Raw genomic sequence first — 15,634 nt, forward strand, 5'->3', positions numbered from 1 at the left:
CTTCCCCTTCGAACCACGGGCAGGCCACGGCCGGCGCGCTTGAAACGGAAGGCCGCTCATCCATGAATCCGCACACCATCAAGGTTGCATGCTCCAACTGCAATCTGCGCGAACTCTGCATGCCCTTGGGCCTGAACGAGCAGCAGTTGCAGCGCATCGACGACATCGTCGCCACGCGCCGCAAGGTCAAGCGCGGCGGGACGCTGTTCCGCAACGGGGAGGCCTTCACGTCGCTCTTCGCCATCCGCACGGGCTTCTTCAAGACCTGCGTGGCCACCGAGGATGGACGCGACCAGGTCACGGGCTTTCAGATGGCAGGCGAGATCATCGGCCTGGACGGCATCGTGAGCGACCACCACACCTGCGATGCGGTGGCGCTGGAAGATGCCGAGGTGTGCGTGATGCCTTTCGACCGCATCGAAGAGCTGTCGCGCGAAGTCACGGCCCTGCAGCACCATGTCCATAAGATCATGAGCCGGGAGATCGTGCGCGAACACGGCGTCATGCTGCTGCTGGGCAGCATGCGCGCCGAAGAACGCCTCGCGGCCTTCCTGCTCAACCTGGTCCAGCGCCTGCATGCGCGCGGCTTCTCGCAATCGGAACTGGTCCTGCGCATGACGCGCGAAGAAATCGGCAGCTACCTCGGACTCAAGCTGGAAACCGTGAGCCGCACCTTCTCGAAGTTCGTGGAAGAAGGCACCGTGGAAGTGAAGCAGCGCCACGTGCGCATCCTGGACCCCGACGCCCTCAAGCGCATCGTGAACAGCCAAGCCTGCCACTAGAAAAGAGCATCCCCCCGAGCGGCTTGCGCCGCTCCCCCCCCCTCTCGCGGCGCTGCGCTTCGCAGGAAGGGGGGGCGACGCCAGTGGCCCGGCAAAGCCGGTTCCACGGCGTCTGCTGGTCTTCTGGCCGCGCCGGTTTCGAACGCCTTGGCGGGACAGGCAGCATTCAGAAAACGTTCATTGCGAGAACTTGCCGCACTCGAGCGGCCTTTCGCCCGTGGGCACCGGGCAGCGGTTGAGCTCGAACGGCGACATCGACAGCAGCGTGGTCAGCGCGCCCGACAGCATCGTGAGCGCCCAGAAAACGAAGAACGCCACCGTGTACACGCCGTCGCGCGACAGCGTGAGCGGCTGGTCGAACCAGTGAAGCGCCTCGGGGTCCACGAAGGCGAACACCACCATCTCGATCAGGCCGGCCACCAGGAAGGCGGGCCAGGCGATCCACATCAAGCGTTGAGTCCTCATTGCGATCTGCTCCTTGGCTGACTGTCTGTGCGGGGGGCACCGCGAACGGCAGAAGCCCCCCCGGGAGGCCCAGGGCGGCACCGCCCCGCGAGGCGGCCCGCCCCCTGGCGACCCCTTCAGCGCGGCTGGTCCTGCGCCGGCGTGGCGGCGTGGTTGCGGGCCTTCATCGCTGGCGCCATGCCGTCGTTGCCCGCGCGCTCCAGGGTTCGGTTGATCTCGATACCGCGGCGGTAATAGTCCTCCGCCAGCACGGGATCGGGCTTGCTGACCGCCAGCCACGCGGTGGCGAGGCCCGCCACGACCACCACGGCCGGGCCGGCGATCACGAGCCACACGTGGCCGAATTTCCACCAGGGCTGCGGGGCCACGACGGCCGATGGGGAGGATTGCTGTGTCATCACGAACTCCTTCGTTTCGTCATCACGGCCCCATCACACCATGCGGCGATGGGGCACACCATACTGAATAACACCAACCGGCGCCGCGTCACCGCGGCACGAGGAAGATCGATTTCTCCCGGACGTGGGCGCCGGCTTCCAGCGCCTCGATATCGAACGCCACCGTGTGCGATCCCGGAGGGGCCGATCCATAGGGGATCTGCAGGCGCACGGCCACCCAGCGCGACTGCGCGGCGGCGATGTCCACCTCGGGCTCGGAAGCCACGGCGACACCGTCGAGGCCGGAGGCCGAGATGCGGTACCGCTGCGGCGCCTCGGTGGCATTCATGATCTGCAGGCGATAGACGTTCTCCAGCCGACCGCCGGCCACGATGCGCGACAGCGCCGCGCGGTCGCGCACCACGTCCACCTTGAGCGGTGTGCGCACCATGAGGCTCGCGAGCATGCCCACGCACAGCGCCACCAGCACCGCCGTGTAGATCAGGACGCGCGGGCGCAGCACGCGCCGCAGCATCTGCGACTGGGTCCAGCGGTTCGCCACGCCGTTCTGCGTGGAGTAGCGGATGAGGCCGCGCGGGTACTTCATCTTGTCCATCACGGTGTTGCAGGCATCCACGCAGAGGCCGCAGCCGATGCATTCGTACTGCAAACCGTTGCGGATGTCGATGCCCACCGGGCAGACCTGCACGCACAGCGTGCAATCGATGCAGTCGCCCAGGCCCTTGGCACGGTGGTCCACCGATTTGTTGCGCGGGCCGCGCGGCTCGCCGCGCAGCTCGTCGTAGGTGACGACCAGGGTGTCCTTGTCGAACATGGCGCTCTGGAAGCGCGCATACGGGCACATGTATTTGCAGACCTGCTCGCGCAGGAAGCCTGCGTTGCCATAGGTGGCGAAGCCGTAGAAGACCACCCAGAAGAGTTGCCAGGAGCCCTGCAGCGCGAGCAGCTCGGCACCCAGCTCACGGATGGGCACGAAGTACCCGACGAAGGTGAACCCCGTCCAGGCCGACACCGCGATCCAGAGGAACTGCTTGAGGCTCTTCTTGCGCACCTTCTCGAACGTCCACGGGCCGTTGTCCAGCCGCAGGCGGGCACTCCGGTCGCCTTCGACCTTGTGCTCGATCCACATGAACATCTCGGTGTAGACGGTCTGCGGGCAGGCGAAGCCGCACCACAGCCGGCCGGCCACGGCCGTGAAGAGGAACAGCGAGAGGGCCGAGATGATCAGCAGGCCCGTCAGGTAGATGAAATCCTGCGGGTAGAGCACCAGTCCGAAGATGTAGAAGCGCCGCGCGCCCAGGTCGAACAGCACCATCTGCCGCTGGCCCCACTCCAGCCAGGGCAGGCCGTAGAAGACCAGTTGCGTGAGAAAGACCATGGCCCACCGCCAGCGCGCGAACACGCCGGAGATGGACCGCGGGTAGATCTTCTTCTGGGCCTCGTAGAGCGAGACGACTTCGGCCTGGGCCGATGCGCCGTCCGCCGGCACGGGTGAGATCGGAATGACCTTGCGTGGCTTCCCGTCAGGTGGCTTCATGGTGGGTCTGCTTTGTCGCTGGCCGGTCGTCTTGTCGAAAGATCCTCCGCTGGGGCGGCGCGCCGGCCGGCACCGCCCCGCGGGATACGTTCAGCGGTTCAGCGCACCGCCGTGCCGGTGGCGCCCGGCTTGTTGGACAGTCCCCAGACGTAGGCGGCGAGCACGCCGATCTGCGCTTCGGTCAGCTTGTCGGCCTGGGCCGGCATCTGGTTCACCTTGCCGTTGTTGATCATGGACACGATGGCGGCCTCGCCCCAGCCGTGCAGCCAGATGTCGTCGGTCAGGTTGGGCGCGCCCAAGGCGGTGTTGCCCTTGCCGTCCATGCCGTGGCAGGCCGCGCAGGCCGTGAACTTCGTCTTGCCCAGCGAGGCCCGCAGCGAGTCGTGCGGGCTGCCCGAAAGGCTCAGCACGTAGTGCGCGAGGTTGCGCACCTCTTCCGGCGTACCCACTGCAGCCGCCATCGGAGGCATGGTGCCGATGCGGCCCTTCTCCAGCGTCTCGCGGATGTTGGCCGGCGCACCGCCGTGCAGCCAGTCGTTGTCGGCCAGGTTGGGAAATCCCTTGCTGCCGCGTGCGTCGGAGCCGTGGCACTGCGCGCAGTTGTTCATGAAGAGGCGCTCGCCGATGGCCATGGCCTCGGGGTCGGCGGCTGCCTGCTCGGTGGTCATCGCGGCAAAGCGCGCATAGAGGGGCTCCAGTTCCGCCTTGGCTTTGGCCATCTCGGCCTCGTACTCGCCGTGCTGCGACCAGCCGAGCTGCCCGGTGAAGCGGCCCAGGCCCGGATAGGCGGCCAGGTAGCCCAGGCCGAACACGATGGTGATGACGAACAGCCACATCCACCAGCGCGGCATGGGGTTGTCCATCTCGGTGAGGTCGCCGTCCCAGACGTGGCCCGTCGTGTTGTCCGCGCGCGGCACGGCCTTCTTGCGCGACGTGATCCACAGCAGGAGGAGGCACCCGACGATGCCGACGATGGTCAGTCCGGCGACGTACACCGACCAGAAATTGTGGGTGAAGTCACTCATGGTTCTTCTCGTTCTTGAAAGAGTTCAGGGGAGCGTCCTGCTCGGCGAACGGCAGTTGCGCCGCTTCGTCGAAGCGGGCCCGGTTGCGGCGCGAGAACGCCCAGACCAGGATCCCGATGAAGCAGGCGAAGGAGACCAGCGTGGCGATGATGCGCACCGTGGTGATGTCCATGGCCGTCTCCCGTTACTTGAGCGCACGCCCCATGACCTGCAGATAGGCCACGAGCACGTCCATCTCGGTCTTGCCCTTGACTTCGGCGGCCGCACCGTCGATCTGCTCGTCGGTGTAGGGCACGCCGACGGTGCGCAGCGCCTTCATGCGGGGTGCCGCAACGGCGGGGTCCACCGCGGTCTTCTCCAGCCAGGGGTAGGCAGGCATGTTGGACTCGGGCACCACGTCGCGCGGGTTGTTCAGGTGGATGCGGTGCCACTCGTCGCTGTACTTTCCGCCCACGCGGTGCAGGTCGGGACCCGTGCGCTTGCTGCCCCACTGGAACGGGTGGTCGTAGACGAACTCGCCGGCCACCGAGTAGTGGCCATAGCGCAGCGTCTCGGCGCGGAAGGGCCGGATCATCTGCGAATGGCAGTTGTAGCAGCCCTCGCGCAGATAGATGTCGCGGCCGAGCAGTTGCGTCGCCGTGTACGGCTGCACGCCGTTCACCGGCTCGGTGGTGGACTTCTGGAAGAACAGCGGAACGATCTCCGCGAGACCGCCCACGGCAACCACCAGCACGATCAGCACGATCATGAGGAAGTTGTTGGTCTCGATCTTCTCGTGGGAGAAACCGGTGGAAGCTTTGGTGTTGTCGGACATGGAATGCGCTCCTCGGGTTTCAGGCGTGGGCCGGGCTCACGACCGGGATCTGCACCTTGACCGAGCGGCCGGCCATGGCGGTCTTCCAGACGTTCCAGGCCATCACCAGCATGCCGCCCAGGTACAGCAGCCCGCCGGAGAAACGGATGACGTAGAACGGATAGGTGGCCTTCACGCTCTCCACGAAGGTGTAGGTGAGCGTGCCGTCGGCATTGACCGCGCGCCACATCAGGCCCTGCATGACGCCGGCGATCCACATCGCGGCGATGTAGAGCACGATGCCGATGGTGGACAGCCAGAAATGCAGCTCGATCGCCTTGATGGAGTGCATCTTTTCGCGGCCGAACAGGCGCGGCACGAGGTAGTAGAGCGAGCCCATGGTGATGAGGCCGACCCAGCCGAGCGCGCCGGCGTGCACATGGCCCACGGTCCAGTCCGTGTAGTGGCTCAGCGCGTTGACCGTCTTGATGGACATCATCGGGCCTTCGAACGTGGCCATGCCGTAGAACGACAGCGACACGATCAGGAAGCGCAGGATGGGGTCTTCACGCAGCTTGTGCCAGGCGCCCGAGAGCGTCATCACGCCGTTGATCATCCCGCCCCAGCTGGGGGCCAGCAGGATCAGGGAGAACACCATGCCCACGGACTGCGTCCAGTCGGGCAGCGCGGTGTAGTGCAGGTGGTGGGGGCCGGCCCACATGTAGGTGAAGATCAGCGCCCAGAAGTGCACGATCGACAGGCGGTACGAATACACCGGACGGCCGGCCTGCTTCGGGATGAAGTAGTACATCATTCCCAGGAACCCGGCCGTGAGAAAGAAGCCCACGGCATTGTGGCCGTACCACCACTGGACCATGGCGTCCTGCACGCCCGCATAGGCCGAGTAGCTCTTCATCCAGCCCGCGGGCACTTCCGCGCTGTTGACCACGTGCAGTAGCGCCACCGCAAGGATGAAGCCGCCGAAGAACCAGTTGGCCACGTAGATGTGCCGCACGCGGCGCTTGCCCACCGTGCCGAAGAACACGATGGCATAGGACACCCACACCAGCGTGATCAGGATGTCGATGGGCCATTCCAGCTCGGCGTATTCCTTGCCGGTGGTGTAGCCCAGCGGCAGGCTGATGGCCGCGGCCACGATGACCGCCTGCCATCCCCAGAACGTGAACGACGCGAGCCGGCCCGCGAAGAGACGGACCTGCCCCGTGCGCTGCACCACGTAGTAGCTGGTGGCGAACAGCGCGCAGCCGCCGAACGCGAAGATCACCGCGTTGGTGTGCAGCGGCCGCAGGCGGCCATAGCTGAGCCATGGGATACCGAAGTTGAGTTCGGGCCAGGCGAGCTGCGCGGCGATGATCACGCCCACCAGCATGCCGACCACGCCCCACACGACGGCCATGATTGAAAACTGCCGCACGACCGTGTCGTTGTAGTGCGCGGCATTCGAGACAGAAGAATCCATCGGGCACCTCTTTATATTGCTTACAAATTTTGACGAGGGGGGATCGGGAAGCCTTTGACGAGCGTCAATCGTCCCGAAGAATGCGTTCGCCTTCTTGCTCGACGTTCTCGAATTGCCCCCGGTCGATGGCCCACCAGAGCCCGACGAGGATGAGCAGCACGAGCACCACCGAGAGCGGAATCAGCAGGTACAGGATGTCCATCACACGGCTCCCAGGTAGGGCTGCGCGGCAGGGGCTGCAGGCCCCTCAGGCACGGTGGTGCGCGGGGCGCGCGCGAGCCGGGCGGCGTTCGCCACCACCAGCAGGGAGCTGAGCGCCATCCCCAGGCCGGCCAGCCACGCGGGCATCCAGCCCACCACGGCCAGCGGCACGCACAGCGCGTTGTAGGCGGCGGCCCAGGCAAGGTTCTGTCGCACCACGCGCAGCGTGCGGCGCGCCAGTTGCACGCTGCGCTCCACCAGTGCCAACCGGTCGCCCATCACCACGAAGTCCGAACGCGACCGTGCCAGCGGCACCGCGCGCCCGAACGCGAACGACACGTGCGCTCCTGCGAGCACGGGCCCATCGTTGAGCCCGTCGCCCACCATCGCCACGCGGCGGCCCTCGGCCTGCAAGGCCCGCATGCGCGCGAGCTTGTCCTGCGGAGAGCAGTCGCCGCGCGCGGCATCGATGCCCGCGCTCTCGGCCACACGCGCCACGGCCTCGGGCCGGTCTCCAGACAGCAGCTCGACCGCGACGCCGGCCGCGCGCAGGCGGCGCACCACGCCCGCGGCGTCGGCCCGCAGGTCTTCGCGCCAATCAAAACGCGCCACTTCGGCCGGCCAGCCGGTACCTGCCGCGCCGATGCCGCCCTCCTCCACCGGGTCGGCGCACAGCGCGATCTGCTGGACGCCGGAGTCCGCCGCGCCGTGCGGCTTGCCCAGCCGCAGCGTGGCCGGTGCGTGCCGGCCCTCGCCATCGACCACGCGGGCCACCAGCCCCTGGCCGGCCACCTCGCGCACGTCGCTCAGCCGCCACCGCACAGCCGTGTCTGGCAAGGCACCGGCCGCATCCACGAGCGCGCGAGAGAGCGGGTGCAGCGAATGCCGCGCCAGCGCCGCGGCCAGCGCCAGGGCCTCCGCGTGCGAGAAGCCCTCTGCCGGGTGCACCGCGGAGATCTCGATGCCGTCGCGCGTGAGCGTGCCGGTCTTGTCGAACACCACCGTGTCCACCGCGGCGAGCGCTTCCAGGCCTTGCAGGTTGCGCACCAGCACGCCTTCGCGGGCCAGTGCACCCGCGGCCGTGAGCATGGCCACCGGCGTGGCCAGCGACAGTGCGCAGGGGCAGGTCACGATGAGCACGGCCACCGCGACCATGAGCGCGTGTTCGGGGTCGCGCGGCCACCACCAGGCGGCGGCCAGCACCGCAGCCATGAGCACGCCGACGAGGAAGGGCCGCGCGATGCGGTCCGCCAGCTGCGCGAGGCGGGGCTTCTGCGCGGAGGCCGCCTCCATCAGGGCCACGATCTCGGCAAAGCGGGTGGTGCCGCCCACGCGCTCCACGCACACCTCCACCGGCGAGCGCAGGTTGTAGCTGCCTGCGGCCACCGCGTCGCCTTCGGCCCGGGGCAACGGCGTCGATTCGCCCGTGAGCAGCGCCTCGTCCACCTGCGTGCTGCCGCGCTCGATGCGGCCATCGGCCGGGAAGGCCTCGCCCGGCAGCACGCGGATGCGGTCGCCCGCGGCCAGCCGGCGCACGGCCACGCGCGTGAAGGCACCGTCCTCGCCGCAGCGCTCCACGCTGTCGGGCAACCGGTTCATCACCGCTTCGAGCGCCCCTGCCGTACGGTCGCGCAGGCGCCCTTCCAGCCACCGCCCCGTGAGCAGGAAGAACACGAACATGGTGAGCGAGTCGTAGTAGACCTCGCGCCCGAAGACGCCGGACGGCTCGAAGGTGCCCGCCGTGCTGACGACGAAGGTGATGCCCATGCCCAGCGCCACGGGCAGGTCCATGCTCACGCGGCGCAGCCGCAGATCGCGCAGCGCGCTCGAAAAGAACGGCCCGCACGAGAAGATCATCATCGGCAGCGTGATGACCCACGACGCCCAGCGCAGCAGCCGCTCCATCTCGGCGGAAAGATCCCCGGGCTGCGCCACGTACGCGGGCCACGCGTACATCATCACCTGCATCATGCAAAAGCCCGCCACCAGCCAGCGCCAGAGCGCGCGGCGCTGCCCGCGCTGGCGCTGCTCGCGTGCGAAGGCGTCCAGGGCCGGCAGCGCAGGATAGCCCGCGCCCGCCACGGCGGCCATCCAGCCCGACGGGCGGACCCGCCGCGCATCCCACACCACGCGCGCGCGGTGGGTGGCCGCGCTCACGTCCGCCTGCAGCACGCCGGGCACGCCGCGCAGCGCGTCTTCCACGGTGAGCGCGCACGCTGCGCAGTGCATGCCGCCCAGCACTACATGCGATTCCCAGATGCCGGCTGCCGCGTCTTCCGCGGCACTGCCGGGCACGCCCTCCTGCGCGGGTCGGGGCCGGCCGAAGGCGGGCCATTCCTGCGGATCGTCGAGCAGCGCGGACACTGCCCCGGGATCGACCGGTGGCAGGGGCGCGGAGGTTTCGGACATCATGGCCTGGAGGCTAGGGCGCATCGCCCCGGCCCACATTGACCCATGTCAAGACATCGGCCGCGGCGTCGCCCTACCCTGCCGGCACCGCCAACGCCCGGTTGCGACAGGCGGCCCCCGACACCCCAATCCCCGAGGAGGTTACCGATGCCCTACCAGCGCATTCTCATTGCCACCGATGGTTCCGATCTGTCCGCCAAGGCGGTGGAGCACGGGCTCTGCCTCGCCCGGCTCGCGGGTGGCCAGGCCATGGTGCTCAAGGTCGTGCCGCGCTATCCGCGCAGCTATTTCGAGGGCGGGTCGCCCGTGGATGCCGCCGAGGCGCGCCGCATCGAAGGCGAGTGGGCCGCGCAGGCCCAGGCGCTCGTGGACGGCATCCGTGCGCAGGGCGCAGCCCAGGGCGTGAAGGTGAAGGCGCTGGTCGCCAAGTCGGACCTGGTGGCCGAAGCCATCATCGCGGCGGCCACCAAGCAGCGGTGCGATCTGATCGTGATGGCGTCGCACGGCCGCAAGGGCCTCAAGCGCCTGCTGCTGGGCAGCGAGACGCAGCATGTGCTGACGCATTCGCAGGTGCCGGTGCTCGTGCTGCGCTGACGCGCCGCCCGTGGCGGCCATAGCGCGCATTTGCACAGAGAGCAGGATGCCTCCCTGGGAAACGCCCTCAATGGTTACCCAGACAGAACTGAAGCATACAAATATGGCCCTGCTGGCTGCGCATGAACGCATGGCACGCACGCTGTTTCACCATGAGCATCGCCAAGCCAGCGGCCGAAATCTTCTACATCGTGCAGAAGACCCTGCCCACGAACGAAGACGCGAGCGCGGCCGTAGGCCCGTCCAGCAACCCATCTGACTCCCAGACTTGAAGTAGGCTCGCCCATGAGCCGGCATGCATACGCAGTCGAACGACGGCCACCTGCGGCCAGCCACGTTCCCCCATGAAAATGGTCAATCGCTCTCGTCGTCCGAGGGAAGAATAGCGGACAGGGCCAAGCCCCGCAGAGCCTTGACGGATCCCACGCTCTTGGATGGGTCCCCAGTGAAAACCGCACGCGGATCCGTAATGTGCATGGACCCCGACTCTTCGACCAAGAACTGCAGATCATCCACTACGGTGTTGGTTTCCCGGAGCGTCGATATATTGGCATCGCAGTCACTCACAGTCACTGCCGTGAGATATCTGCCCTCTGGCACCACGCCCCCAGACGCCACGATATCTGCTGAGTTCTTCACACGGGGCAAATAGGCCTGCTCGATTCCGATCTTGCCGCCGACGCGCACAAGTGAATAGACCTCCACAGTTCTAAATCCCCGCGATTTCAAATGCAAGAGCGCTCCCATCTCTCGTTGCGCATGCGAGAGCGGGGTATCGAAATGCCCGATTGCCTCCTGGCGGATCAGTGCAACACAAGCACCAGGCCGACCTCTCAGGAGAAACACATCCTTTTGACTGCCTGAGCCGATTCGCGCTCCCAAGTCACCCGGAGACATGTCGGCTGGTCCTGGCTGCAAGGCATGAAACATTGCAAACTCGCGAGCAGAAGCGTTCACTTGCCGCTCGCTTGCCACTGACGGCATCAGTGCTTTGGTTGAACGCGGCGCCAAACCATCCAGTCGTTGATTTTTGGGCATTTCCTGCCCGGTCTTTCGGCTGCCGGGCGATGGCGAATCATCGCCTGCCCCAAACGGCTGCATATTTTGGAAGGTGGCATGGACGGACAAAACAGTTCGGGGCATGGAAAGCCTTGGCACAGCGATGCGACTTGCGAAAAGCCAGAGAAACCTGTGAGCGATGCTCGAAGAACTTCTGCAGCCCCGCAACGCACATGCGAAACACCGTCACTGAATCCGAATCAGAGAGCACGTTTCGCACGGCGATTTCACCCCCTGCGCGCTGGCCGGCCTGCAGGAATTCGAACATGTCGATGAACCTCCATGACTGAGCAAACGCGTCATTCCTCGTCAGTCGCCCCTCCAACATCTCAATGGTTGCCCAGATAGAGCTGCGCCATGCGCTGGTCTTCCAGCAGGCCGCGCGCGGGCCCGCTCAGCACGCAGCGCCCCTGGTCCAGGATGTAGCCCTGCTGGCTGATGGTGAGCGCCTGCCGCGCGCGCTGCTCCACCATGAGCACCGCCACGCCGGCCGCTGGCAGCGTCTGCACCATGTCGAACACCTTGCCCACCAGCGACGGCGCCAGCGCGGCCGTGGGCTCGTCCAGCACCATGATGCGTGGCGACGGCATCAGCGCGCGGGCAAAAGCCAGCTGCTGGCGTTCCCCGCCCGAGAGGTTGCTGGCGGGCTGCGGCAGGCGCTCCACCAGTGCGGGAAAGTCGGCCAGCACCTCGTCCATGCGGCGTCTGACGTGGGGCACGCCGCGCACCACCAGCAGGTTCTCGCGCACGGTGAGCGAGGGAAAGACGTTGGCCACCTGCGGCACATAGGCCAGGCCCGCGTCGAAGCGGTCCTCGGCCGACAGGCGGGTGATGTCGCGCCCGTCCAGGTGGATGCGGCCCTCCACGCGCGGCAGCAGGCCCAGCAGCGCCTTCACCAGCGTGGACTTGCCCGCGCCGTTGGTGCCGGCAATCGTGACGATCTGCCCCGGCGCCACGGACAGGTCGATGCCGTGGATGATGTCCACGTCCGAGTACCCTCCGCGCAATTGCCCGATCTGCAGCAGGTTGCCTGCTTCGCTCATACCACTCCTCCCATGTAGGCTTCCTGCACGCGCGGGTCGTCCAGCACACCGTGCGGGTCGCCCTCGGCCAGGATGCGGCCCCGGTCCATCACGATCATCCGGTGCGACAGCGCCTTGAGCGCCTGCAGGTGGTGTTCGATCACGATGAAGGCGATGCCCCGGCCCTGCAGTTCGCGCACGCGGTCGCAGATTTCTTCGATCAGCACGGGGTTCACGCCCGCGAAGGGTTCGTCCAGCAGGATGCAGCGCGGGTCGAGCATGAGCACGCGGCCCAGTTCCACCAGCTTCTTCTGGCCGCCCGACAACCCGCCGGCCGGCACGTCGCGCACGCGCGCCAGGTTCAGGAACTGCAGGATGCCGTCGGCCTTGGCGGCCAACTGCGGCTCGTGCGCGCGCAGGCCGCGGGTCTGGAAGAAGGCGTTCACCAGCCGTTCGCCTTGCGGGTTGGCGGCTGCGGCCATGAGGTTCTCGTGCACCGTCAGGCTCTTGAACTCCCGCGGGATCTGGAAGGTGCGCACGAGGCCCATGCGCGCGCGCCGGTACGGCGGCATGCGGGTGATGTCCTGCCCATCGAACGTGATGCGCCCGAGGTCGGCCGGCTGCTGGCCCGCGATGGCCGCGAACAGCGTGCTCTTGCCTGCGCCGTTGGTGCCGGCGATGCCCAGGATCTCCCGTTCGGCCAGTTGCAGCGAGACGCCGTCCACGGCCTTGAAGCCGCCGAACAGCCGGGTCACGGCTTCCACTTTGAGCATGCTCATTTCGCCTTGCCTCCGAACAGGCCATGGGGCCGGTAGAGCGTCACCAGGATCAGCGCCAGCCCCACGGCCGCCAGCCGCAGGCTCGCCATGCCCACCTCCGACACGCCGGGCACCCAGTCCTTGGCGAAGCGCGAGCCTTCGAGGAAGACCATCAGCAGCAGCGAGCCGAACATGGCGCCGCGCACCGAGCCCGACCCGCCCATGACGAGCCCCATCCACACATAGAAGGTGATGAGCGGTATGAACTGCTCCGGCGTGATGAACGTGATGAAGTGCGCGTAGAACGCGCCCGCCACGCCGGCCAGCGCCGCCCCCAGCATGAACACCTGCACCTTGAAGCGCGCCGGGTCCTTGCCCAGCGCCGACAGCGCGGCCTCGTCGTCGCCGATGGCCTTGAGCAGGCGGCCGAAGGGGCTGCGCGTGAGCCGCACCGTGCCCCAGCACACCCCGCCCACGATCACGGCCAGCACCGTGAAGATGGCCACGTCGGACATGCCGCCGCCCCACCCCGCGAACAGCTTCGGCAGGCCCGGCAGGCCCTGCACGCCCTTCGTCAGCCAGCTTTCCTGCTGGATGGTGATGCGCACCGCCTCGGAGAAGCCGAGCGTGACGATGGCCAGGTAGTCGTCGCGCAGCCGCAGCGACAGCAGGCCGATGGGCAGCGCCAGCAGGCCCGACAGCACGCCCGCCGCGATGAAGCACACCACCAGCGGAACGCCCTGGAGCGACAGCAGCCCCGAGGTGTAGGCACCCACCGCGAAGAACGCCACCACGCCGAAATTCACGAGCCGGGTCAACCCGAACTGCAGGTTCAGCCCCAGCGCCAGCAGGCAGTAGATGAGCGCGACGATGCCGATGGCACAGAGATAAGCAATCATGGATCGGCCCCCTTCAGCGCACCAGTTGCACGCGGCCCAGGATGCCGGCAGGGCGCAACAGCAGCACCAGCGCCAGCACCACGAACGACAGCACGAGCTTGTACGACGGCCCGAGCAGCGGCACCGACAGCTCCTGCACCACGCACAGCAGCAACGCGCCCAGCACCGCCCCCAGCGGGCTGCCGATGCCCCCCAGCACCATCGCGGCGAATGCGGGGATCAGGCTCTCCCATCCCATCTCGGGCGTGACGATGGCTTTCATCCCCAGCAGCACCCCGCCGATGGAAGACAGCGCGCCCACCAGCAGCCACAGGCACAGCATGAGACCCCCGGCGCGGATGCCGCTGGCGCGCGCCAGGTCGGCGCTGTCGGCCACGGCCCGCAGCTGGCGGCCGAAGCTGGTGCGGTAGATCAGCACGAACACCACCGCGAGGCAGGCCGCAGCGATGGCCGCGATGAGCAGGTCGGTGGGCAGGATGCGGATGCCGCCGAAGTTCCACGCGCGCACCAGCGGCATGTCGAAGGTGCGCTGGTCGTGCCCGGCAAAGAACGAGATCAGGCTGCGCAACAGGAAGCCCAGCCCGATGGCCGCCAGCATGGAGGCCACCATGGGCCGCCCCACCAGCTTGCGGAAGATCAGCTGGTACGACCCGGCCGAAACGGCGGCCGTGACGGCCACGCTCGCCAGCGCCGCCAGCCAGAGCGGCACGCCGCCCAGCATCTGCACGGCCACGGCCGCATAGGCGCCGGTGGTGAGCAGGTCGCCGGTGGCCGCATTGGGGAAGCGGTTGACGCCCATCACCAGCGTCATGGCCAGCGCGGGCAACGCCACCACCAGGCCTTCGATCAATCCATTGATCAACAGGTTTGCGAAATCGATCCAGGTCATTGCGTCATCTCGTGCAGGTCCCGCCTTGGCAAATGAAGGCCGAAGGCGCCGCCACCGCGGCCGCCCTCGGCATGCGCGATCACATCGTGATCGACACCACGTCGCGGCGCACCAGCTGGCCCTTCTCGATGACGAACACGCCGAAATCGGGCGTGGCGTCGCCGAACTTGTCGAAGTCCAGCTTGCTGGAGGCGCCCTCGTAGTTCACCTTGGCCTTCTTGCCGAGCTGCGCCTTGCCCTCGGCGAACGAATACACGGCGGTGCCGGGCGCGTTGGAGACTTCGCGCAGCTTGGCGTTGACCTGCTCCACCGTGGCCTTGGGGCCGGCCGCTTCCATGGCCAGCGCGAGCGAGATCACCATGTCGTAGGCCATGGCGGCATAGATGTTGGTGGAGGCCGGCTTGCCGGTGGCCTTGGTGAAGGCCGCGTCGAACTGCGCATACGAGGTGCTCTTCTCGTTGGAGACGGTCTCCACCGAGATGATGCCCTCGCACACCTCCGGGCCCAGGGCCTTCACCAGATCGGGATTGGCGGCCCAGCCGGGGATGACCCACTTGTTGTCCGCACCGGACTGGAACCATTCGCGCAGGATGATGGTGGTGTCGGGCAGGTAGGAGCCCATCACGATCACGTCGGGCTTGGCCGCCAGGATCTTCTGCAGTTCGCTGCGGTAGCTCGGGCGGCTGGGCTCGTACGTGACGTGCGCCGCCACCTTGCCGCCGCGCTTCTCCCACACCCGCGTGAAGCCTTCCACGTTGCCCAGGCCCGAGGCGTTGTTGAACGCCATGGTGGCCGGGCGCTTGAAGCCGCGCTTGGTGCAGATCTCGGCGAACGCCGCGCCGAAGCGGTCGTTGGTGGCCTGGAAGCGCCACACCAGGTCCTTGGTGTCCAGCGTGGAGATGGCCGGCGCACCCGAGACGTTCATCTGGATGATGCCCGCCGCGTCGGTGAGCGGCATCACGGCGAGCGTCACGCCCGAGGCCCAGGTGCCCAGCACGGCCTGCACCTTGTTCACCTCGATGAGCTTCTTGGCGGCCAGCACCGCCGCATCGGGCTTGGTCTGGTCGTCCTCGGTGAAGAGTTCGAGCTTGCGCCCGCCCGCGCCGCCGGCCGCATTCACTTCGTCCACCGCGAGGCGGATGGCCTGTTGCATGCCCGGGCCGTAGGGGCTTCCCGCGCCGGTGATGGGCGTGAGCGAGCCGATGCGGAACACCTCGCCCTGCTGGCTGAAGCCGATGGAGGGAAGGCACTGCAGGGCCGCTGCGGCGCCGCCGAGCTTGACGAAATTTCTACGTTGCATGGTGGTCTCCGGTCAGATCAGGT

General features: G+C 67.5%; 16 protein-coding genes and 1 pseudogene. 2 read left to right on the forward strand and 15 right to left on the reverse strand.

Annotated features, from left to right (window positions below; genetic code table 11):
- Positions 1-62 precede the first annotated feature (62 nt).
- Positions 63-782: a fumarate/nitrate reduction transcriptional regulator Fnr gene (gene fnr / locus BM144_RS16015; protein WP_092954620.1), complete on the forward strand. Its 720-nt coding sequence runs from the start codon at positions 63-65 to the stop codon at positions 780-782.
- 177 nt (positions 783-959) lie between these two features.
- Here fnr and BM144_RS16020 read toward each other — a convergent pair whose 3' ends face one another.
- From BM144_RS16020 to BM144_RS16060, 9 genes and pseudogenes are all read right to left on the reverse strand, one after another.
- Positions 960-1,247 (reverse strand): hypothetical protein, encoded by a 288-nt coding sequence (locus BM144_RS16020; RefSeq protein WP_092954298.1) that lies wholly within the window; start codon positions 1,245-1,247, stop codon positions 960-962.
- A gap of 116 nt (positions 1,248-1,363) precedes the next feature.
- Positions 1,364-1,645, reverse strand: coding sequence for a FixH family protein (locus BM144_RS16025; RefSeq protein ID WP_092954300.1), 282 nt, complete (start codon positions 1,643-1,645; stop codon positions 1,364-1,366).
- An 88-nt stretch (positions 1,646-1,733) separates the two neighbouring features.
- Complete coding sequence (gene ccoG, locus BM144_RS16030; protein WP_092954303.1) at positions 1,734-3,182, reverse strand: cytochrome c oxidase accessory protein CcoG; 1,449 nt, start codon at positions 3,180-3,182, stop codon at positions 1,734-1,736.
- 98 nt (positions 3,183-3,280) lie between these two features.
- Complete coding sequence (gene ccoP, locus BM144_RS16035) at positions 3,281-4,207, reverse strand: cytochrome-c oxidase, cbb3-type subunit III (RefSeq protein ID WP_092954306.1); 927 nt, start codon at positions 4,205-4,207, stop codon at positions 3,281-3,283.
- Positions 4,208-4,241: 34 nt separating this feature from the next.
- Positions 4,242-4,379: pseudogene (locus tag BM144_RS16040) on the reverse strand (cbb3-type cytochrome oxidase subunit 3); the annotation flags it as partial.
- Positions 4,380-4,391: 12 nt separating this feature from the next.
- The gene (gene ccoO, locus BM144_RS16045; RefSeq protein WP_092954311.1) at positions 4,392-5,021 is read right to left on the reverse strand and encodes a cytochrome-c oxidase, cbb3-type subunit II; all 630 of its coding nucleotides are present in this window, start codon (positions 5,019-5,021) and stop codon (positions 4,392-4,394) included.
- Between the two features lie 19 nt (positions 5,022-5,040).
- On the reverse strand, positions 5,041-6,480 hold the full coding sequence (ccoN, locus tag BM144_RS16050) for a cytochrome-c oxidase, cbb3-type subunit I (protein WP_092954313.1): 1,440 nt from the start codon (positions 6,478-6,480) through the stop codon (positions 5,041-5,043).
- 64 nt (positions 6,481-6,544) lie between these two features.
- Positions 6,545-6,682 carry a cbb3-type cytochrome oxidase assembly protein CcoS gene (gene ccoS, locus BM144_RS16055; protein WP_092954315.1) on the reverse strand — a complete coding sequence of 46 codons (138 nt, stop codon included), beginning with the start codon at positions 6,680-6,682 and terminating at the stop codon, positions 6,545-6,547.
- The gene (locus BM144_RS16060; protein ID WP_092954317.1) at positions 6,682-9,093 is read right to left on the reverse strand and encodes a heavy metal translocating P-type ATPase; all 2,412 of its coding nucleotides are present in this window, start codon (positions 9,091-9,093) and stop codon (positions 6,682-6,684) included. The genes ccoS and BM144_RS16060 overlap by 1 nt, the downstream gene beginning before the upstream one ends.
- A gap of 144 nt (positions 9,094-9,237) precedes the next feature.
- On the opposite strand from BM144_RS16060, the gene BM144_RS16065 reads away from it, so the two are divergent.
- Positions 9,238-9,684 carry a universal stress protein gene (locus BM144_RS16065; protein WP_092954319.1) on the forward strand — a complete coding sequence of 149 codons (447 nt, stop codon included), beginning with the start codon at positions 9,238-9,240 and terminating at the stop codon, positions 9,682-9,684.
- A 354-nt stretch (positions 9,685-10,038) separates the two neighbouring features.
- Here BM144_RS16065 and BM144_RS23195 read toward each other — a convergent pair whose 3' ends face one another.
- The 6 genes from BM144_RS23195 to BM144_RS16095 all read right to left on the reverse strand — a co-directional run bounded on the left by BM144_RS23195 (position 10,039) and on the right by BM144_RS16095 (position 15,611).
- On the reverse strand, positions 10,039-10,827 hold the full coding sequence (locus BM144_RS23195; RefSeq protein WP_175526051.1) for a hypothetical protein: 789 nt from the start codon (positions 10,825-10,827) through the stop codon (positions 10,039-10,041).
- Between the two features lie 245 nt (positions 10,828-11,072).
- On the reverse strand, positions 11,073-11,786 hold the full coding sequence (locus BM144_RS16075; RefSeq protein WP_092954321.1) for an ABC transporter ATP-binding protein: 714 nt from the start codon (positions 11,784-11,786) through the stop codon (positions 11,073-11,075).
- The gene (locus BM144_RS16080) at positions 11,783-12,544 is read right to left on the reverse strand and encodes an ABC transporter ATP-binding protein (RefSeq protein ID WP_092954323.1); all 762 of its coding nucleotides are present in this window, start codon (positions 12,542-12,544) and stop codon (positions 11,783-11,785) included. The genes BM144_RS16075 and BM144_RS16080 overlap by 4 nt, the downstream gene beginning before the upstream one ends.
- Positions 12,541-13,422: a branched-chain amino acid ABC transporter permease gene (locus BM144_RS16085; protein WP_092954325.1), complete on the reverse strand. Its 882-nt coding sequence runs from the start codon at positions 13,420-13,422 to the stop codon at positions 12,541-12,543. The genes BM144_RS16080 and BM144_RS16085 overlap by 4 nt, the downstream gene beginning before the upstream one ends.
- A 13-nt stretch (positions 13,423-13,435) precedes the next feature.
- Positions 13,436-14,311: a branched-chain amino acid ABC transporter permease gene (locus BM144_RS16090; protein WP_092954327.1), complete on the reverse strand. Its 876-nt coding sequence runs from the start codon at positions 14,309-14,311 to the stop codon at positions 13,436-13,438.
- 79 nt (positions 14,312-14,390) lie between these two features.
- A complete protein-coding gene (locus BM144_RS16095) occupies positions 14,391-15,611 on the reverse strand; it encodes an ABC transporter substrate-binding protein (RefSeq protein ID WP_092954329.1) in 1,221 nt (406 codons plus the stop codon).
- Between the last annotated feature and the right edge of the window lie 23 nt (positions 15,612-15,634).

This window comes from Paracidovorax konjaci, from assembly GCF_900112675.1.
Lineage (GTDB): Bacteria > Pseudomonadota > Gammaproteobacteria > Burkholderiales > Burkholderiaceae_C > Paracidovorax > Paracidovorax konjaci.